The 17,368-nt window shown below is 61.3% G+C and carries 21 protein-coding genes; 4 read left to right on the forward strand and 17 right to left on the reverse strand.

Annotated features, from left to right (window positions below):
• Window positions 1-2: 2 nt before the first annotated feature.
• From HJ536_RS10985 to HJ536_RS11060, 16 genes are all read right to left on the reverse strand, one after another.
• Window positions 3-401, reverse strand: a complete 399-nt coding sequence (locus HJ536_RS10985) for a hypothetical protein (protein WP_176853822.1) — start codon at window positions 399-401, stop codon at window positions 3-5.
• Window positions 401-2,431, reverse strand: coding sequence for an NADH-quinone oxidoreductase subunit NuoG (gene nuoG / locus HJ536_RS10990; RefSeq protein ID WP_177157730.1), 2,031 nt, complete (start codon window positions 2,429-2,431; stop codon window positions 401-403). The genes HJ536_RS10985 and nuoG overlap by 1 nt, the downstream gene beginning before the upstream one ends.
• Before the next feature lie 4 nt (window positions 2,432-2,435).
• Entirely contained in the window at window positions 2,436-2,828 is a 393-nt protein-coding gene (locus HJ536_RS10995; protein ID WP_176853824.1) for a DUF5333 family protein, read from the reverse strand.
• A gap of 2 nt (window positions 2,829-2,830) precedes the next feature.
• Window positions 2,831-3,226, reverse strand: coding sequence for a DUF5333 domain-containing protein (locus HJ536_RS11000; RefSeq protein ID WP_338081973.1), 396 nt, complete (start codon window positions 3,224-3,226; stop codon window positions 2,831-2,833).
• A complete protein-coding gene (locus HJ536_RS11005; protein ID WP_177157731.1) occupies window positions 3,223-3,546 on the reverse strand; it encodes a hypothetical protein in 324 nt (107 codons plus the stop codon). The genes HJ536_RS11000 and HJ536_RS11005 overlap by 4 nt, the downstream gene beginning before the upstream one ends.
• Before the next feature lie 5 nt (window positions 3,547-3,551).
• Window positions 3,552-4,055 (reverse strand): DUF3291 domain-containing protein, encoded by a 504-nt coding sequence (locus tag HJ536_RS11010; RefSeq protein WP_177157732.1) that lies wholly within the window; start codon window positions 4,053-4,055, stop codon window positions 3,552-3,554.
• 6 nt (window positions 4,056-4,061) lie between these two features.
• The gene (nuoF, locus tag HJ536_RS11015) at window positions 4,062-5,363 is read right to left on the reverse strand and encodes an NADH-quinone oxidoreductase subunit NuoF (RefSeq protein WP_176853828.1); all 1,302 of its coding nucleotides are present in this window, start codon (window positions 5,361-5,363) and stop codon (window positions 4,062-4,064) included.
• Window positions 5,364-5,369: 6 nt separating this feature from the next.
• Complete coding sequence (locus HJ536_RS11020; RefSeq protein ID WP_176853829.1) at window positions 5,370-5,597, reverse strand: DUF5337 family protein; 228 nt, start codon at window positions 5,595-5,597, stop codon at window positions 5,370-5,372.
• A gap of 71 nt (window positions 5,598-5,668) precedes the next feature.
• Window positions 5,669-5,983 (reverse strand): hypothetical protein, encoded by a 315-nt coding sequence (locus tag HJ536_RS11025; RefSeq protein WP_176853830.1) that lies wholly within the window; start codon window positions 5,981-5,983, stop codon window positions 5,669-5,671.
• Between the two features lie 27 nt (window positions 5,984-6,010).
• The gene (locus tag HJ536_RS11030) at window positions 6,011-7,165 is read right to left on the reverse strand and encodes an NADH-quinone oxidoreductase subunit E (protein ID WP_177157733.1); all 1,155 of its coding nucleotides are present in this window, start codon (window positions 7,163-7,165) and stop codon (window positions 6,011-6,013) included.
• Window positions 7,166-7,267: 102 nt separating this feature from the next.
• The gene (locus HJ536_RS11035) at window positions 7,268-8,488 is read right to left on the reverse strand and encodes an NADH-quinone oxidoreductase subunit D (RefSeq protein ID WP_176853987.1); all 1,221 of its coding nucleotides are present in this window, start codon (window positions 8,486-8,488) and stop codon (window positions 7,268-7,270) included.
• Window positions 8,489-8,506: 18 nt separating this feature from the next.
• The gene (locus HJ536_RS11040) at window positions 8,507-9,115 is read right to left on the reverse strand and encodes an NADH-quinone oxidoreductase subunit C (RefSeq protein WP_177157734.1); all 609 of its coding nucleotides are present in this window, start codon (window positions 9,113-9,115) and stop codon (window positions 8,507-8,509) included.
• A gap of 6 nt (window positions 9,116-9,121) precedes the next feature.
• Window positions 9,122-9,655: a NuoB/complex I 20 kDa subunit family protein gene (locus HJ536_RS11045; RefSeq protein WP_176853833.1), complete on the reverse strand. Its 534-nt coding sequence runs from the start codon at window positions 9,653-9,655 to the stop codon at window positions 9,122-9,124.
• Window positions 9,646-10,011: an NADH-quinone oxidoreductase subunit A gene (locus tag HJ536_RS11050; protein WP_176853834.1), complete on the reverse strand. Its 366-nt coding sequence runs from the start codon at window positions 10,009-10,011 to the stop codon at window positions 9,646-9,648. The genes HJ536_RS11045 and HJ536_RS11050 overlap by 10 nt, the downstream gene beginning before the upstream one ends.
• Before the next feature lie 176 nt (window positions 10,012-10,187).
• Entirely contained in the window at window positions 10,188-10,970 is a 783-nt protein-coding gene (locus HJ536_RS11055) for a crotonase/enoyl-CoA hydratase family protein (protein ID WP_177157735.1), read from the reverse strand.
• Window positions 10,963-11,823 (reverse strand): hydroxymethylglutaryl-CoA lyase, encoded by an 861-nt coding sequence (locus HJ536_RS11060; RefSeq protein ID WP_177157736.1) that lies wholly within the window; start codon window positions 11,821-11,823, stop codon window positions 10,963-10,965. Before HJ536_RS11060 ends, HJ536_RS11055 begins: the two co-directional genes overlap by 8 nt.
• Window positions 11,824-11,966: 143 nt before the next feature.
• On the opposite strand from HJ536_RS11060, the gene HJ536_RS11065 reads away from it, so the two are divergent.
• Window positions 11,967-12,917: an MBL fold metallo-hydrolase gene (locus tag HJ536_RS11065; RefSeq protein WP_177157737.1), complete on the forward strand. Its 951-nt coding sequence runs from the start codon at window positions 11,967-11,969 to the stop codon at window positions 12,915-12,917.
• Between the two features lie 9 nt (window positions 12,918-12,926).
• Here HJ536_RS11065 and HJ536_RS11070 read toward each other — a convergent pair whose 3' ends face one another.
• On the reverse strand, window positions 12,927-14,123 hold the full coding sequence (locus HJ536_RS11070) for a pyridoxal-phosphate-dependent aminotransferase family protein (protein WP_177157738.1): 1,197 nt from the start codon (window positions 14,121-14,123) through the stop codon (window positions 12,927-12,929).
• A gap of 126 nt (window positions 14,124-14,249) precedes the next feature.
• On the opposite strand from HJ536_RS11070, the gene HJ536_RS11075 reads away from it, so the two are divergent.
• The 3 genes from HJ536_RS11075 (at window position 14,250) to HJ536_RS11085 (ending at window position 17,366) form a co-directional block, all read left to right on the forward strand.
• Window positions 14,250-14,942: a tyrosine-protein phosphatase gene (locus HJ536_RS11075; RefSeq protein WP_177157739.1), complete on the forward strand. Its 693-nt coding sequence runs from the start codon at window positions 14,250-14,252 to the stop codon at window positions 14,940-14,942.
• 51 nt (window positions 14,943-14,993) lie between these two features.
• Entirely contained in the window at window positions 14,994-15,746 is a 753-nt protein-coding gene (gene ygfZ / locus HJ536_RS11080; RefSeq protein WP_177157740.1) for a CAF17-like 4Fe-4S cluster assembly/insertion protein YgfZ, read from the forward strand.
• Window positions 15,747-15,878: 132 nt separating this feature from the next.
• On the forward strand, window positions 15,879-17,366 hold the full coding sequence (locus tag HJ536_RS11085; RefSeq protein ID WP_177157741.1) for a SulP family inorganic anion transporter: 1,488 nt from the start codon (window positions 15,879-15,881) through the stop codon (window positions 17,364-17,366).
• Window positions 17,367-17,368: the final 2 nt, after the last annotated feature.

A 17,368-nucleotide genomic window follows, 5' to 3' on the forward strand; every position in this document is an offset into this window, starting at 1 on the left:
CCTCACACCGTCGGTATTCCGTTTTCTGCGCAGTTCTGCACGATGACTTCGGCGTCAATCGTAGCAAGGCCGCGCGGCAGCGCCGGCGAGATGGTGTAAACCGCATCTGCTCGCCAAAGGCTACCCTGATTATCCACATTCGTCCGCACGTGGCGGGCAAAACCGTATCCGCGGATCAGCGCATATTGCGCCGCCGCACATTCTGCATAGTCTTCCACATCCTGCGCATCCCGCGCGCCCTTCATCTCGACCAAGAAATTAACCAGATCGCCCTCGAGCAGCGCGGTGCGAACACCAGCATACTCGGGGGTAAAAGGGGCAGACTCGGCCTGTTCGGTCGAGGCACAGGCCGCGACCGACAGGGCCATCAGGCCGCAGGATATGGCGACCGAACCGCGCATTATTCTGCGGCGATCTTCTGTTCGCGGCGCGCTTTGGCGTTGGCCGACAGTTCGGCCATCAGTGCGCTCGAGCGGGCGATCGGGTTGGTCAGGTAGAAGTCCTTGACCGCGCTCAGGAAGCCAGCTTCAGCTTTACCCAGCGGCTTGTCTTCCAGTGCAACCAGTTCATTCGCAACAAGTTCGTCGATCTGGGCCAGGTGCGGAACCTCGGCGACCAGAGCCTGACGCAGCTGCGCGATGGTGTCCCAAGGCTGGGTTGCCCCCAGTTCCGCAGACAGAGCACGCAGGATGGCCCAGTTTTCCTTGGCCTCGCCGGGGGCGAAGGCGGCGCGCAGCGCCAGCTGCGGACGACCTTCGGTGTTCACGAACAGACCGGTTTCCTCAACATAGGCGGCACCCGGCAGGATCACGTCCGCGCGGTGAGCACCGCGGTCGCCGTGGCTGCCCTGATAGATCACGAACGCACCTGCGTCGATTTCCACTTCGTCCGCGCCGAGGTTGTAGATCACTTCGGCACCTTCCAGAGCGGCCTTCATGCCGCCCTCGGTGACTGCGCCGATGTCCATCGCGCCCACGCGGCTGGCTGCGGTGTGCAGAACCAGAACGCCCGAGTTCGACGCGGCAGCGAACTGCTGGATCTTGGCCAGAACGGCTTCGCCGTCCGCCTCGACCAGAGCGCCCTGCCCCACGATGATCAGGGTTTTTTTGTTGTCGCGGGTCTCGTCCGAGACGCCCTTGGCAACCAGATCGGCCAGGGTGGCGCGGTCGGTGCCCATGTGTGCGTAGTCGTAGGTCAGGTCAGCGGCTTCGCCGATCAGGCCGATGTTTGCACCGCGGGCCCACGCTTTGCGAATACGCGCGTTCAAAACGGGCGCTTCGTTACGGGGGTTGGTGCCGATCAGCAGGATCATGTCCGCGCTGTCGATGTCTTCGATCGCGGCGGTGCCGACATAGGCGCTGCGGTTGCCGATGGGCAGACGCGCGTTGTCGGTACGGCATTCCACCGAACCACCCAGACCAGTGACTAGTTGCTTCAAAGCAAAGGCGGCTTCGGTCGAGACCAGATCACCGATCAGACCGGCGACTTTCTTGCCCTTCATCGCGTTTGCGACGGTGGACAGAGCCTCGCCCCAGGTTGCCGGACGCAGCTTGCCGTTTTCACGGACATAAGGGCGGTCCAGACGCTGGCGGCGCAGACCGTCCCACACAAAGCGGGTCTTGTCCGAAATCCACTCTTCGTTCACGCCGTCGTTGTTGCGCGGCAGAATGCGCATCACTTCGCGGCCTTTGGTGTCCACGCGGATGTTCGACCCCAGAGCGTCCATCACGTCGATGGTTTCGGTCTTGGTCAGTTCCCACGGGCGGGCCGAGAACGCATAGGGCTTCGAGGTCAGTGCGCCAACCGGGCACAAGTCGATGATGTTACCCTGCAGGTTCGAGTCCAGCGTCTCGTTCAGGTAGCTGGTGATCTCGCTGTCCTCACCGCGGCCGGTCTGACCCATCTGGGTGATGCCGGCAACTTCGGTGGTAAAGCGCACGCAGCGGGTGCAGCTGATGCAGCGGGTCATCGCGGTGCTGACCAGCGGGCCCAGGTTCAGGTTGTCGCTGGCGCGCTTGGGCTCGCGGTAACGCGAGAAGTCGACGCCATACGCCATCGCCTGGTCCTGCAGGTCGCATTCACCGCCCTGGTCGCAGATCGGGCAATCCAGCGGGTGGTTGATCAGCAGGAATTCCATCACGCCTTCACGGGCCTTTTTGACCATGGGCGAGTTGGTTTTCACGACGGGCGGCTGGCCTTCGGGGCCAGGGCGCAGGTCGCGGACCTGCATCGCACAGCTGGCTGCGGGCTTCGGCGGGCCGCCAACAACCTCGACCAGACACATGCGGCAGTTACCAGCGATCGACAGGCGCTCGTGGTAGCAGAAACGCGGAATTTCGACCCCGGCCTCTTCACAGGCCTGGATCAGGGTCATGGCGGGATCGACCTCGATCTCTTTGTCGTCAATGATGATCTTGCGAAGTTCCGTCATCTTCTCACCTGCTTTCCAGAACAGCGCCGACAGCACTGCCCTTCGTCATCTCTTCGGCCCCGAACGCGCAGAGATCCTTGGATTTCTGCGGGTCGAACCCACGTTCTTTGATCAGGGCCACAGCGGCCTCTTCGATCTGGCTGTTGAAGGCAGCGTCCTGCAGGGCAGCTGCTTCTTCGACCGTGTAATTTTCCGCTTCGATATGCTTGGTCACATCAACCTGCAAGGTCAGAAGCCCCTCGGTCGAAACAGAAATTTTCTTGCATCCCTGCGCGACCTTTGCGGCCACCACAGAAGTTGTCATGAAACCGCGGACCGTTTCGTCTGCGGTGATGTCGCGGGCCTGCGCCGCCATGGGCACAGTCAGCGCGAGAGCAATCACGAAAGCCTTGCGCATACTCAATTCTCCCTCAACAGCTGGCCGATCGAAGAGCCAGCGGCGATCTCGGCGCGGCCAAGCGCGCAGAGCGTTGCGGGATCCTTGGGATCGGCGTTGTGGGCACGGATGTAATCGGCAGCCAGAGCGGCCACCCGTTTCTTTTCTTTCTTGTCGGTGACGAAATGCTCGATCTCGTCATCGGTATAGCCCATCGCCTTGGCCTGATCCTCGAGCTGGCCGATATAGCGCCACGCCACCACGAGGCGGGCCGAGATATCGTCGCACTTGATGCGGATATGGTCTGCGATGGCCACAGCAGTCAGCCCGTCATTGATGGGCTTCACCTCTGCCAGCGGAACGCGCGCCTGAGCCGCCCCCGCCGCAAAAAGCGCTGCTATGAAGAAACCTGCCTTCACGCCGCGCACTCCCCTTTAAAGGTCACAACCTCGCCGTCGATGGGCAACTGGTCGTCAGGGGTGTCCGGGCCGATGGTCCAGATGATGTCGGAGGTGCCAAAGTAATACACGCAGTGACGGGTGGCCTCGAACAGAGCGGCGGCGCGGGCACCGTCCAGACCATCCGACACCTTCTTGGTGGGGATGACCATCACAGCGCGGTTGCTGCGCTCGGTCTTGACCTTGGCTTTGTGGTTCGAGCCCGCATATTCATAGGGCGACTTGCCACAGGCCGACAGGGCCAGTGCCGCGATCAGGAAAGTTGCTGTCAGACCACGCATTCCGGTCACTCCGCCGCAATGGCGCCGCAGCGCCCTGCCTTGTATAGTTTCGCCTGCTCAAGCCAAGCCCAATCAAACGCAAAATCGCTGGGGCCGTGCTTGCGCAGGTGGGCCAGCTTTTCCAGCCCCTCTTCGAGCGTGGGCTGGTGTCCCTGAGGCACCCACCACATCACGAAATGCATCTCGCCTAGAACTTCGAACCATTCGGTCCGACGCTCGTAGAACTGGCGATGCACGGTGTTCCAGACAAAGTTCTCCAGCGTCTCGACATCTTCCCAGACCGTCAGGTTACTGACGTACTGGGGGTCGCCGCCAATCTTGGCTTCGGTATTGCCGGTGCCGGGTGCGCCCGACCCTTCCATCATCCAGACAAAGCCGGGCATCCGCTTGCCAAGGCCATTGATGCGGTCAATCGCACCCATGAACTCGGCCACGCGCGGATCGTCAGTCGGCGCCAAGAGGCGCCCGACGTTCAGCTCTGCCAGATGGTGGTTGAGGGGCTGCTGCACTGGCTCTTACTCCGCCGCAACCGCTGCGCTGATACGGCCCGCTTTCTGGGCCTTGATGCGATCCTCGATCTCCTCGCGGAAGTTGCGGATCAGACCCTGGATCGGCCATGCAGCCGCGTCACCCAGAGCACAGATGGTGTGGCCTTCGACCTGCTTGGTCACTTGGAACAGCATGTCGATTTCTTCCAGCTCGGCCTCGCCGCGAACCAGACGGTCCATGACGCGCATCATCCAGCCGGTGCCTTCGCGGCAAGGGGTACACTGACCGCAGCTCTCGTGTTTGTAGAACTTGGACAGACGCCAGATCGCTTTGACGATGTCGGTCTGCTTGTCCATGACAATGACCGCCGCGGTGCCTAGGCCCGAGCCCAGTTCGCCACGCAGGTAGTCGAAGTCCATGATCGCGTCGCGCATCTTTTCGCCGCGCACACAAGGCACCGACGAACCACCGGGGATAACTGCCAGCAGGTTGTCCCAACCGCCACGGATGCCGCCGCAATGCTTTTCGATCAGCTCTTCAAAAGTGATCGACATCGCTTCTTCGACGACGCAGGGATTGTTCACGTGACCCGAGATTGCGAACAGCTTGGTGCCCACGTTGTTCGGGCGTCCAAAGCTGGCGAACCACTCGGGACCGCGGCGCAGAATGGTGGGAACCACTGCGATCGATTCCACGTTGTTCACGGTGGTCGGGCAACCATAGAGACCAGCCATCGCGGGGAACGGCGGCTTCATACGGGGCATGCCCTTTTTGCCTTCAAGGCTTTCGATCAGAGCAGTCTCTTCGCCGCAGATATACGCGCCCGCGCCGTGGTGCAGATAGAGGTCAAAGTCAAAACCCGACTTCGCCGCGTTCTTGCCCAGAAGGCCCGCGTCATAGGCTTCGTCGATGGCCGCCTGCAGGGCTTCACGCTCGCGGATATATTCGCCACGGATGTAGATGTAGCAGGTGTTTGCGTTCATCGCGAACGACGCAATCAGCGCACCCTCAATCAGGGTGTGCGGGTCGTGACGCATGATTTCGCGGTCTTTACAGGTGCCGGGCTCGGATTCGTCCGCGTTGATCACCAGATAGGACGGACGGCCATCGCTCTGCTTGGGCATAAAGGACCACTTCAGACCGGTGGGGAAGCCTGCGCCACCACGGCCACGAAGACCCGAGGCCTTCATCCGCTCGATGATCGTGTCGCGACCCAGCGCGATGATTTCGGCGGTGTTGTCCCAATGGCCGCGTTTCATGGCGCCCTTCAGGCTACGGTCTTGCATCCCGTAGATGTTGGTAAAGATGCGGTCCTGATCCTTCAGCATGAGAGATCACCTTTCATTGTCGTGACGCGTGGTACGCCAGATCCGGAATGCCACGACGATGGCCCAGAAAAAGGCCGCCAACGCAGCGAAATCAAACAAGAAGACGTATCGCACCGGCAATCCCATACGGGGACCAACCCACTGCGCCGCCATCCAAACCAGCATGGTGCCGGCAACAATCAAGGCCAGGTTCCGGCCCTGACGGGCGGTATGTTGGTCTTGGTTGCTGCTCATGCGCCAACCTTCTCCTTGCTCGGGGGGTGTCCCCCAACGTTCTCGCCGCAGTTGCCCCTGCGGCACGGGTCTTAGCCCTTGGCCCCCTGCCCCGCGTCCATGCGGAACGAGGTACCAACGGGCGACACAGGCGACATCTCACTGGTTAGAACAGTCGACTGGGGCAGCTTGGACAGCTCTTCAGCGCCAAAGCCCAGTTCCTCGGGGCACAGCATCCACATCAGGTAGATGCCAGAGCTGAGAAACATGATCCCGGTCCATGCCAGCGAGACGATCACCGAAAACTCGGCCATCCACAGCGACATGCCGAAGACAACAACAGCCAGCACGCCCGCAATGCCCCAGCATGCGGCGGTGTGGTCCAGTTTGTTGGTCTCTTCGGTCATGGCGGTGGCTGTGTCCCGGTCTGTGTCTTAGTTGTCGTAGATGCCGTCTTTCTTGGCGCGGGCGGCGAACTCGGTCTCTTCGCCTGCGGCAAGCTTCTGGGCCTGCGAAACCCACTCGTCCCGGCTGGCGCGGCCTTTGAACCCTTCGAGGTTCTGATCGACCCATGCCAGTTCCTTGTCGGTCCAGGCGGCAACCTGATCAAAGTGGAAGAAGCCCATGCCGTTCAGCATCTGCTCCAGCTTGGGGCCAACGCCTTTGATCAGCTTCAGATCGTCTGCCTGACCGTCGCGGGCCGCTGCCAGAGTGGCGGGCTTGTCCGCGTCAGACACAACCACGTCGCCTTTGTTCTCTTCGGCGACAGGCTTGCTGATGTCGGTCTCGGGCTTGGCAACGCTGTCGTCAGCCACGGGCTTTACTGCGGGCGCTTCGGCAGCCGCTTCGGCCTGAGAGGACAGACGCGAACCGTGGTCAGCCGCTTTGTCCAGCCAAGGCGCGCAGAACGGAACTTCGGTGCCGTCGATGCGCTTGAGGGTGTCGCCGATGTCGTGGGCGCGCTGGACCGAGCCGTTGTACTGGTGCTCGCGCTCGCCTTCGGTCAGGGCGGTCAGGCCGCTCTTGGGTTCCGAGGTGTAGCGGCCATTGGCAGGACCGGGCAGCGGGACTTCGCCCTTGGCCATGTCGTCGATCATCTTTTCCAGACCCGCGGGGGTAAGGTCTTCGTAGTAGTCTTTGCCGATCTGGGCCATGGGCGCATTGGTGCAGGCACCAAGGCACTCGACCTCTTCCCAGCTGAATTTGCCGTCTTCGGACAGCTGATGCGCCTTCGAAGCGATCTTTTTCTTACAGACCGCAACCAGATCCTCGGCGCCCATGATCATGCAGCTGGTGGTGCCGCAGATCTGGAAGTGCGCAACGGAACCAACGGGTTGCAGCTGGAACATGAAGTAGAAGGTCGCCACTTCGAGGGCGCGGATGTACGCCATCCCCAGCATGTCAGCGACGTGTTCGATCGCCGGACGGGTCAGCCAGCCGTGCTGTTCCTGGGCACGCCACAGCAGCGGGATGATCGCGCTGGCGGCACGGCCTTCGGGATACTTCTGGATCTGCGCCTCGGCCCACTTCTGGTTGTCAGGAGTGAACGCAAAGCTCGCGGGTTGTTCAGGATGCAGACGGCGAAGCATATCTTTACGGTCCTTACGGGTCTCTTGCGACTGGCTGGCAAGCGCGGCCGCTATGAAGCAGTTTGTCGCCCGCTCGATCCGTTCGAGCGGGCGTGAAGAAGATCAGCGGTCGATTTCGCCGAACACGATGTCCATGGTCCCGATGATCGCGGCCACGTCGGCCAGCTGGTGACCACGGGTCAGCTTGTCCATCGCCTGCAGGTGCAGGAAGCCCGGTGCGCGCAGTTTCGCGCGGTAGGGTTTGTTCGAACCGTCCGACTTGATGTAAACGCCGAATTCGCCCTTGGGCGCTTCGACCGCCGCGTAAACCTCACCAGCGGGGACGTGGAAGCCCTCGGTGTAAAGTTTGAAGTGGTGGATCAGAGCCTCCATCGAGGTCTTCATCTCGCCACGCTTCGGCGGGGTCATCTTGCCACGGGCCAGCACGTCACCCTGGTTCTCGGGCAGACGCAGCTTCTCGATCGCCTGAAGGATGATGCTGGTCGACTGACGCATCTCTTCCATACGGACGAGGTAGCGGTCGTAGCAGTCGCCGTTCTTGCCAACGGGGATCTGGAATTCGAATTCGTCGTAGCACTCGTAGGGCTGCGCACGACGCAGGTCCCATGCCAGACCCGAACCACGCACCATAACGCCCGAGAAGCCCCACTCGAGGATGTCTTCCTCGGTGACGACACCGATGTCGGCGTTACGCTGTTTGAAAATACGGTTCTCGGTCAGCAGGCCGTCGATGTCCTCCATGAACTGGGGGAATTCGTTCTTGGCCCAATCCTCGATATCATCGAGCAGCTTGTTCGGCAGGTCCTGGTGTACACCACCGGGACGGAAGTAGTTCGCGTGAAGACGAGCACCGCAAGCGCGCTCGTAGAAGATCATCAGCTTCTCGCGCTCTTCAAAGCCCCACAGCGGCGGGGTCAGCGCGCCAACGTCCATCGCCTGAGTGGTGACGTTCAAGAGGTGGTTCAGAATACGGCCGATTTCCGAGAACAGAACGCGGATCAGGCTCGCACGGCGGGGAACCACGGTGCCGGTCAGCTTTTCGATCGCCAGACACCATGCGTGTTCCTGGTTCATGGGCGCCACGTAGTCGAGGCGGTCCAGATACGGCAGGTTCTGCAGGTAGGTGCGGCTTTCCATCAGCTTTTCGGTGCCACGGTGCAGCAGGCCGATATGGGGGTCCACACGCTCAACAATCTCGCCGTCCAGTTCCAGAACCAGACGCAGAACGCCGTGCGCCGCAGGGTGCTGCGGGCCGAAGTTCAGATTGAAGTTGCGGATTTTCTGTTCGCCGGTCAGGGCGTCGTCGAATTTTGCGCCATCCATCATGTCACAAGCCTTCCCTTAACCGTTCGCCTTGGACTTCTCGTCACCGGGCAGGATGTACTCGGCACCTTCCCACGGAGACATGAAGTCGAACTGGCGGTATTCCTGAACCAGTTTCACGGGTTCGTAGACGACGCGCTTCTGCTCTTCGTCGTAACGCACTTCGGTGTAACCGGTGGTCGGGAAGTCCTTGCGCAGCGGGTGGCCACGGAAACCGTAGTCGGTCAGCAGGCGGCGCAGGTCGGGGTGACCCGAGAACAGGATCCCGAACATATCGAAGATTTCGCGCTCGAACCAGTTCGCGCTGGGGTGCACCGGCGTGATCGAGGGAACGATGTCCTCTTCACGGGTGGCCACACGCACGCGGATACGGTGGTTCTGGTACATCGACAGGAAGTGGTAAACCACGTCAAAGCGCTTGGCACGCTCGGGGTAGTCCACTGCGGTGATGTCCACCAGAGTGCTGAATTTGCAGGTCGCATCGGTCTTCAAGAAGTCCACGAAGGCCACGATGTTCGCCAGCGCCACATCAACGTTCAGCTCGCCATAGGCGACATCCCAACCGATGACACAGTCGGGACGCTGCATTTCGATGTGCGCACCAAGTTCTTTCAAAGCGTCGGACATGGGGCCTTACCTTTCGATCGTACCGGTGCGGCGGATTTTGCGCTGCAGCTGCAGGATGCCGTAAACCAGCGCTTCTGCAGTCGGGGGGCACCCGGGAACATAGACGTCTACGGGAACGATGCGGTCACAGCCACGCACAACCGAATAGCTGTAGTGGTAGTAGCCGCCGCCGTTCGCACAGCTGCCCATCGAGATCACATAACGGGGCTCGGGCATCTGGTCGTAAACCTTGCGAAGCGCGGGCGCCATTTTGTTGGTCAGGGTGCCTGCAACGATCATCAGGTCCGACTGGCGCGGGGACGCGCGAGGTGCGGTACCGAAACGCTCGAGGTCGTAGCGGGGCATCGAGGTGTGCATCATCTCGACCGCGCAGCACGCCAGACCAAAGGTCATCCAGTGCAGCGAACCGGTACGGGCCCAGTTGATGATATCCTCGGTCGAGGTCAGCAGGAAACCCTTGTCCTGCAGCTCTTTGTTCAACTGCTGGGTTGCGACCTCACGGTCGAAACCTGCGGTGTTGGCTCCGGTCATCACTCCCATTCGAGTGCTCCCTTCTTCCATTCATAGGCAAAGCCGACGGTCAGCACGCCAAGGAACAGCATCATCGACCAGAAACCGGCCATGCTCAGGTCCTTGAACGCGACGGCCCAAGGGAACAGGAAAGCGATTTCGAGGTCGAAAATGATGAAAAGGATCGACACGAGGTAGAACCGGACGTCGAACTTCATACGCGCATCGTCAAAGGCGTTGAAGCCACACTCGTATGCGCTGACCTTTTCGGGGTCGGGGTTGCGGACGGCGATAATGGCTGCGGCGAGGATCAGTACGATCCCGAGGCCGATTGCGACCGCCAGAAAGATGATAATGGGGAGGTATTCCCGTAGCATCTCTTCCACGCGTGGCTCCTTTCCTGCGATAGACGCATTCACTGGCTGCTATGCTTGGCCTGCTTCTTACGCCTGCCCCCTCAAAGGGTCAACACAGACAGGCACTTATTCATAAAGCCGAATGTTGAAAAAAGCCTTTGTGTACCTATGTACACTGGAAAATCCTGCACACGTTGTGGATGTGGTCACTTTGTCCACGCCGCCGGACGGCGATCAAAGAACGCCGCGATTCCCTCGGGCGACTCATCTGCCTCCCAAACCTCGGCCAAAGCTGTAACGGAAACATCGATTTGCGCCTGATCCGCGCCGCCCCCAAGCTGCCGCACCAAGAGCTTGGCACGGGCCACTGCGCCGGGGGCTGCCAGCAGGTACGGGGCGACCTCTGCTTCGACCGCCGCATCAAGGTTTTCAGGGGAAACCACTCTGGCAAGCAGGCCCAGACGCTCTGCCTCGGCTGCGCCAAAGACCCTGCCCTGAAAGAAAACCTGCCGCGCGCGGGCCGCGCCCATGCGGGCAATCACATACGGACCGATGGTCGCGGGGATCAAACCCAGCTTGACTTCGGTAAGCCCCATTTGGATGTGATCCGCCCCGATCGCACAGTCACAGACCGAAGCCAAGCCCACGCCGCCGCCAAAAGCGTTCCCCTGAAGCCGCCCGATCAGCGGTCTCGGCAAACGGTCCAGCGCCATCAGCATATCGGCCAACCTGCGCGCTTCGCTCATTCTAGTGGCAGAGTCCGCGGCCATCTGTTCCCGCATCCAGCCCAAATCCCCGCCCGCGCAAAAGGATTTCCCCTCGGCAGCCAGAATCACAACGCGGACGGAATCATCGGCCCCCAGCGTTTCGGCCGCATGGCGCAATTCATCCATCATGAGGGCCGACATGGCATTATGCTTGTCAGTGCGGGTCAACCAGATGGTGGCCACACCGCGGTCGTCACGGTCGATGCGAAGGGTCTCAGGCATTCGGGGCTCCTCTGATCTGGCGGGCATAGGTGGCGGCTTTGGTCAGGATGTCAGGGTTCAGGCCGGTGGCGAAACCCAGTTCGGTCAGACGGGCATGGACGGCCTCGGTCGCCACATTCCCCGCCGCACCGGGCGCATAGGGGCAGCCGCCCAAACCGCCCACCGCCGCGTCGAACACCCTCAGCCCCTTATCCAAGGACACCTCGATATTCGCCAGCGCGCGCCCCGCCGTGTCATGGTAATGGCCCGCCAGTTTGTCCGCCGGCAAAACGGTCAGTACTGTGTCCAGCATCTGCCCCAGCCGCACCGGCTCTGCCTGCCCGATCGTGTCCCCCAAGGACACCTCGTAGCACCCCAGTTCGGCCAGCCGCTCGGCCACCCGCGCCACATCGGCTGGGTCAATTTGTCCATCATAGGGACAGTCCGTCACGCAACTGACATAGCCTCGCACCGGCAGGCCCGCCTCGCGCGCGGCAGCGGCCACGGGCGCGAAGCGATCAAAGCTTTCGTCGATGGTGCAATTCAGGTTGGCCTTGGAAAACCCCTCGGAGGCCGAGGCGAAAATGGCGATCTCATCGGCGCGGGCGGCGATGGCGCCCTCGAGCCCCTTCATGTTGGGGGTCAGCGCGGCATAGGAAATACCCTGCCCCCGCGTGATCCCCGCTAGCACCTCGGCGCTGTCCGCCATCTGCGGCACCCACTTGGGGCTGACAAAGCTGGCAACTTCGATCCGCCGGAACCCTGCTTGCGACAGCAAATCCACCAGCGCGATCTTCTCTGCCGTCGGGATCAGCCGCTTTTCGTTCTGCAATCCGTCCCGAGGCGCGACCTCGAAGATTTCAACCTGTTCCATTCCGCCCCTCCCCCGAGCCCCCTGGATGCGGGTAATTGAACACATGTTCACTTAATTCCGCAACCGTTTTCCCAAGTGACCCTGCGTTTCTCCGATTTACGAATAAACATTCATATGTTTCTATTCGTCTGGGAGGATTTCACATGACCAGATTTTTCATCGCAGCGGCCCTGACCGCCTGCGCCACCGCAGCCCTGTCCAGCGAGGACATCCCCGACCAGTACCCCCAGTCCGAGCTGTATTCGAAGCCGGTCGAGGTGATCCCTCATGTCTTTTCGGCGATCGGGGCGACGGCGCCGCCGACCTATGAAAACTCGGGCCACAACAACAACCTGTCCTTCATCGTGACGGACGCAGGCGTTGTGGTGATCAATGGCGGCGCGTCCTATCGCCTTGCCAAGGCTTTGCATGACGAGATCAAGACAATCACCGATCAGCCCGTCGTGCTGGTGATCAACGAGAATGGCCAAGGCCACGCGATGCTAGGCAACTCCTATTGGGCCGAGCAAGGCGTGGACATTCTGGCCCATGTGGACGCCATTGAGGCCTTCAAGAAAGAGGCGGACTTTATCCTTCAGGGCATGGAGCGCTACAACAAGGACAAGGCCGAAGGGACCACCATCGCCCTGCCCACCCGCAGCTTTACCGACCGCGAGGTCGTGTCATTGGGGGGTGTGGACATAGAGGTTCTGCATTTGGGTCCCGCCCATGATCCGGGCGACACGCAGGTCTGGATTCCCCAGTGGGGCATCATGATCGCGGGGGACATCGCGTTCCACGAACGGATGCTGCCGATCTTCCAAGGGACCTGCACCAAATGCTGGATCGAGACATGGGAAACCAAGCTGGAGCCGCTGGCCCCCACCTATGTGATCCCCGGCCACGGGCACCCGACCAACTTGGCCCAAGTGCGCCGCTATACCCATGACTACCTCGTGGACCTTCGGGAAAAGATCGGCGCCCATATTGATGAGGGCGGCGATCTGGCCGGTGCCTATTACGTGGATCAGGAGCGGTGGAAGCACCTCGATACCTTCGAGGAGCTAGCCACCAAGAACGCAGGCCGCGTTTACGAGGAGATGGAGTGGGAATAACCCACTCCTTTAGCCTTTGGCGATGACACCTGCGGCGGCGGCCACGGCCCCGCCGGTGTGGGGGATTTGCAGGGCCTGAAGGCCCGCTTCCATCACCCCGATCACGCCCATCATCCCGTGGGCGTTCAAGTGGCCCATGTGACCCACACGGAAGAACCCGTGCCACGCGGGATCGCCCATCTCGACCATCCCCAGACCGATGCCAAGGGTCACGCCCGCATTCGCTGCCGTCCAGTCGCGCAGGGCGGTCGCATTCGGGCTGCCAAGGCGCAGCGAGGTCACGGCGCGGCTCCGGCACGCGGGATCGGCGATGTTCAGCTCCATCGGGCCGTCCTGCCCCCAGACATCCGCAGCAGCCCAAAGGGCGCGAGCCAGCACGTCGTGGCGACGCCAGATCGCCTCTAGGCCTTCGTCCTTCATCATGTTCAGTGCTTCGCGCAGGGCGAACAGATGGTGGGTCGGCGCGGTGCCGCCAAAGAATTCATAGAACGCCTCGGGGAAGGCCCGCGCGCTCCAGTCCCAATAGGGCGATACAGATTTCATCGCCTCGTGGGCGGCCTGCGCCTTGGGCGAGAAGAAGACGAACGCCATGCCCGGCGGGGTCATCAGGCCCTTCTGGCTGGCGGTGATCGCCAGATCGACACCCCACGCGTCCATCTCGAACCGGTCGCAGCCCATAGATGCCACGCAATCGGCCCACAACATCGCGGGATGGCCCAGATCGTCCATCAGTTTGCGCAGGGCCGGAATATCATTCAGCACCGAGGACGAGGTGTCCACGTGGGTCGCCAGCACGGCTTTGATCTTGTGATCCTTGTCGGCCTCCAGCGCGCGGCCCACGACCTCCAGGTCCATGGGGGCGCGTTTGCCGAAATCGATCAGCTCGACCTCGATCCCCATGCGGGTGGCGAAATCCGCCCAACCGTGGCCGAACCGCCCGCAAGACGGGACCAGCACCTTTTCCCCCGGTGCGATAGCATTCGCCAGCGCGGCCTCCCAAACGCCATGACCGTTACATATATACATGGCAACGTGGTGCTGGGTGCCGGCGACCCACTTCAGATCAGGGACCAGACCGGCGGTCAGTTCGACCAGCGCGCCCTCGTAAATATTCGGAGCGGGCTGGTGCATGGCCTGCAAAACGCGATCCGGCATGATCGAAGGACCAGGGATAGCAAGGTGGGAACGACCGTTCGCAAGACTCATGACAGGCTCCGTGTAATTGTCCCGCGACCTTAGTCGCAGCGGAGGCGAGGTCAATTCCCCCTGCCCTCTTGCCTCGACACGACTTAGGGGATAGGGCAACGTGGCTTAAATTTCGGGACGGGTAGAATGTTGAAAAAGATCAAAGACTGGATCTTCGACCTCGAGGTGCAGTTCCGCAATTCCTTCGGGGATGACATTTCCACGCCGTCCAAACGGTTCATGGCGCATCTGCATTTCCAGTTCATCGACCACATGTTCCTGCGCTACCTGTGGACCAACGAAGAAGAGATCGCCCCCGGTGTGTGGCGTTCGAACCAGCCTGATCCGTACCGTCTGCGCAAATTCAAAAAGCGGGGCATCAACACCGTGCTGAACCTGCGCGGCGTGGACACCTATGCCCATTACCTCTTTGAAAAAGAGGCGACCGACGCGCTGGGAATGACACTGATCGACCGCAAGCTCTATGCCCGCAAGGCGCCCCGCCCCGAGCGGATCATGGAAGTTCTGGAAACCTTCGACACGATCCAGAAGCCCTTCGTGATGCACTGCAAATCGGGCGCGGACCGCGCGGGGTTCGCCAGTGCGCTGTATCTGCTGGATCAGGAAAACGTGCCGGTCTCCGAGGCCAAGAAGCAGCTGTGCTGGAAACACTTCCACCAGCGCTACACCCAGACCGGCATTCTGGACCACGTGCTGGACGCCTATGAGGACCGCATCAACGCGAAAGGCCACATTCCCTTTCGCGAGTGGGTCCAGACCGAGTACGATTACAAGGGCTTGCAAAAGAAGTTCAAAGCAACCCCCATGTTCCAGCGCTAAGGTCTTTTCCTGAGGCAGCTTTGCGCCTACCTCTGGCGCAAAGGAGTTCCCATGCCCGAGCACGCCCGCAAGATTTACGAGATCACCGGCCCCGACGCCCGCGACTTTTTGCAGAACCTTGTCAGCAATGACATGAACCGGCTGAAGGACGGCGCGATGTACGCCGCCCTCTTGAACCCGCAGGGCAAGTATCTGGCCGATTTCCTGCTGGTCCCACACGGGGACACGATCCTGCTGGACGTGGCCGAACCCTTGGCCGCCGGTCTGGTGCAGCGCCTGTCGATGTACAAACTGCGGGCCAACGTCCAGATCAACGAAAGTGCCCTGCAACTGTCTCGCGGCACGGGTGACGCCCCCGAGGGCGCGGTGATGGACCCGCGTCATGCGGCAATGGGCTGGCGACTGTACAGCGATGTAGCGGTCGATGACGGGAGCGATTGGGATGCGATCCGCGTGGCCCATTGCATCCCCGAAACGGGCATCGAGCTGACCCCCGACACCTATATCCTCGAGGCCGGGTTCGAGCGCCTGAATGGCGTGGATTTCCGCAAGGGCTGCTATGTCGGCCAAGAGGTCACCGCCCGCATGAAACACAAGACCGAACTGCGCAAAGGTCTGATGACCGTGGCCATCGACGGCACCGCGCCTGTGGGCACCGATATCCTGACCGCTGATGGCAAAACCGCTGGCACCCTGTTCACCCAGTCGGGCGGTCAGGCCATCGCCTATATGCGGTTTGACCGTGCAGAAGGGCCCCTGAGCGCCGAAAACGCCTCGATTTCCGCGCCCGCGACCCAAGGATAAGCGGCGCGGCGGTTGTTCCCCTGTCTTAAGTGTCTATAACCCTGCGGCAAGTCCGTTGGCTTTGTTAGCGCCAACCCCTCCTGCCACCGCTCTGGCCCCGCAACGGGCCGGACCAGAACAATCGGACACGAGATGAACTTGACCGCCTACCGCCAGCAATGGTTCGGCAATGTGCGCGCCGACCTTTTGTCGGGCCTTGTCGTTGCCCTTGCGCTGATCCCCGAAGCGATCGCCTTTTCGATTATCGCCGGTGTGGACCCCAAAGTGGGTCTTTATGCCTCTTTCTCTATCGCCTGTATCACTGCCATCGTGGGCGGCCGCCCCGGTATGATCAGCGCCGCGACCGCCGCGACCGCTGTTCTGATGGTGACGTTGGTGCGTGACCACGGGCTGGAATACCTGCTGGCCGCGACCGTTCTGGCGGGCGTGCTGCAAGTGATCGCGGGCTTGGCCCGCTTGGGCTATGTGATGCGCTTCGTGTCGCGCTCGGTCATGACCGGCTTTGTGAACGCGCTGGCGATCCTGATTTTCATGGCGCAGCTCCCAGAGCTTGACCCGTCCAAAGTCCCCTTCCTGACCTTCCCGCTGGTGGCGGCTGGTCTGGCGATCATTTACCTCTTCCCCTACGTGACCAAGGCGATCCCATCGCCGCTGGTGAACATCCTGATCCTGTCGGCAGCGACCATCTTCTTTGGGTGGGACGTGCACACCGTGGCGGATATGGGCGCCCTGCCCGACACCCTGCCGGTGTTCCTGCTGCCTGACGTGCCGCTGAACCTCGAGACCCTGCAGATCATTTTCCCCTACTCCGCCGCCGTGGCCGCTGTGGGTCTGCTGGAATCGCTGATGACCCAGAACCTCGTGGATGACCTGACCGACACCACCTCAAGCCGCAATCAAGAGTGCATCGGCCAAGGCGTAGCGAACTTCTGCACCGGCTTTATCGGCGGTATGGCGGGCTGTGCGATGATCGGCCAGTCGATGATCAACGTGAAATCGGGGGGCCGTGGCCGCCTGTCCACGTTCTTTGCCGGCGGGATGCTGCTGATCTTTTGCGTGGTGCTGGGGGACTGGGTCGGCCTGATCCCGATGCCCGCGCTGGTGGCGATCATGATCATGGTCTCCGTGGGCACCTTTAGTTGGTCGTCCATCAAGGACCTGCGTGAACACCCCGCGTCGTCCTCGGTCGTGATGATCGCGACCGTGGTGGTCGTGGTCTGGACCCACAACCTTGCCATCGGGGTGCTGACCGGCGTTCTGCTGTCGGGCATCTTCTTTGCGTGGAAGATTTCGCAGCTGTTTGCTGTGCGCTCGGAACTGTCCGCAGATGGCCGCGCCCGCACCTATCACATCGAGGGGCAGCTGTTCTTTGCCTCGGCCGAGGACTTTATGAAGTCCTTCGATTTCCGTGAGGCACTGGAAAAAGTCACCATCGACGTCACCCACGCCCATATCTGGGACATTTCGTCGGTTGCGGTTCTGGACATGGCCGTGCTCAAATTCCGCCGCGAAGGGGCCGAAGTCGAGATCGTCGGCATGAACGAAGCCTCGCAAACCATCGTTGACCGTCTGGCCCTGCATGACAAGCCGGGCGGGATGGACAAACTGATGTCCCACTAAGG

Source organism: Donghicola mangrovi, from assembly GCF_013377535.1.
Taxonomy (GTDB): Bacteria; Pseudomonadota; Alphaproteobacteria; order Rhodobacterales; family Rhodobacteraceae; genus Donghicola; species Donghicola mangrovi.

Coding starts and splice junctions, on each gene's coding strand:
- HJ536_RS10985 (WP_176853822.1), bottom strand. CDS start 401: ATGCGCGGTTCGGTCGCCATATCCTGCGGCCTGATGGCCCTGTCGGTC.
- nuoG (WP_177157730.1), bottom strand. CDS start 2,431: ATGACGGAACTTCGCAAGATCATCATTGACGACAAAGAGATCGAGGTC.
- HJ536_RS10995 (WP_176853824.1), bottom strand. CDS start 2,828: ATGCGCAAGGCTTTCGTGATTGCTCTCGCGCTGACTGTGCCCATGGCG.
- HJ536_RS11005 (WP_177157731.1), bottom strand. CDS start 3,546: ATGCGTGGTCTGACAGCAACTTTCCTGATCGCGGCACTGGCCCTGTCG.
- nuoF (WP_176853828.1), bottom strand. CDS start 5,363: ATGCTGAAGGATCAGGACCGCATCTTTACCAACATCTACGGGATGCAA.
- HJ536_RS11020 (WP_176853829.1), bottom strand. CDS start 5,597: ATGAGCAGCAACCAAGACCAACATACCGCCCGTCAGGGCCGGAACCTG.
- HJ536_RS11025 (WP_176853830.1), bottom strand. CDS start 5,983: ATGACCGAAGAGACCAACAAACTGGACCACACCGCCGCATGCTGGGGC.
- HJ536_RS11030 (WP_177157733.1), bottom strand. CDS start 7,165: ATGCTTCGCCGTCTGCATCCTGAACAACCCGCGAGCTTTGCGTTCACT.
- HJ536_RS11035 (WP_176853987.1), bottom strand. CDS start 8,488: ATGGATGGCGCAAAATTCGACGACGCCCTGACCGGCGAACAGAAAATC.
- HJ536_RS11040 (WP_177157734.1), bottom strand. CDS start 9,115: ATGTCCGACGCTTTGAAAGAACTTGGTGCGCACATCGAAATGCAGCGT.
- HJ536_RS11045 (WP_176853833.1), bottom strand. CDS start 9,655: ATGGGAGTGATGACCGGAGCCAACACCGCAGGTTTCGACCGTGAGGTC.
- HJ536_RS11055 (WP_177157735.1), bottom strand. CDS start 10,970: ATGCCTGAGACCCTTCGCATCGACCGTGACGACCGCGGTGTGGCCACC.
- HJ536_RS11060 (WP_177157736.1), bottom strand. CDS start 11,823: ATGGAACAGGTTGAAATCTTCGAGGTCGCGCCTCGGGACGGATTGCAG.
- HJ536_RS11065 (WP_177157737.1), top strand. CDS start 11,967: ATGACCAGATTTTTCATCGCAGCGGCCCTGACCGCCTGCGCCACCGCA.
- HJ536_RS11070 (WP_177157738.1), bottom strand. CDS start 14,123: ATGAGTCTTGCGAACGGTCGTTCCCACCTTGCTATCCCTGGTCCTTCG.
- HJ536_RS11075 (WP_177157739.1), top strand. CDS start 14,250: ATGTTGAAAAAGATCAAAGACTGGATCTTCGACCTCGAGGTGCAGTTC.
- ygfZ (WP_177157740.1), top strand. CDS start 14,994: ATGCCCGAGCACGCCCGCAAGATTTACGAGATCACCGGCCCCGACGCC.
- HJ536_RS11085 (WP_177157741.1), top strand. CDS start 15,879: ATGAACTTGACCGCCTACCGCCAGCAATGGTTCGGCAATGTGCGCGCC.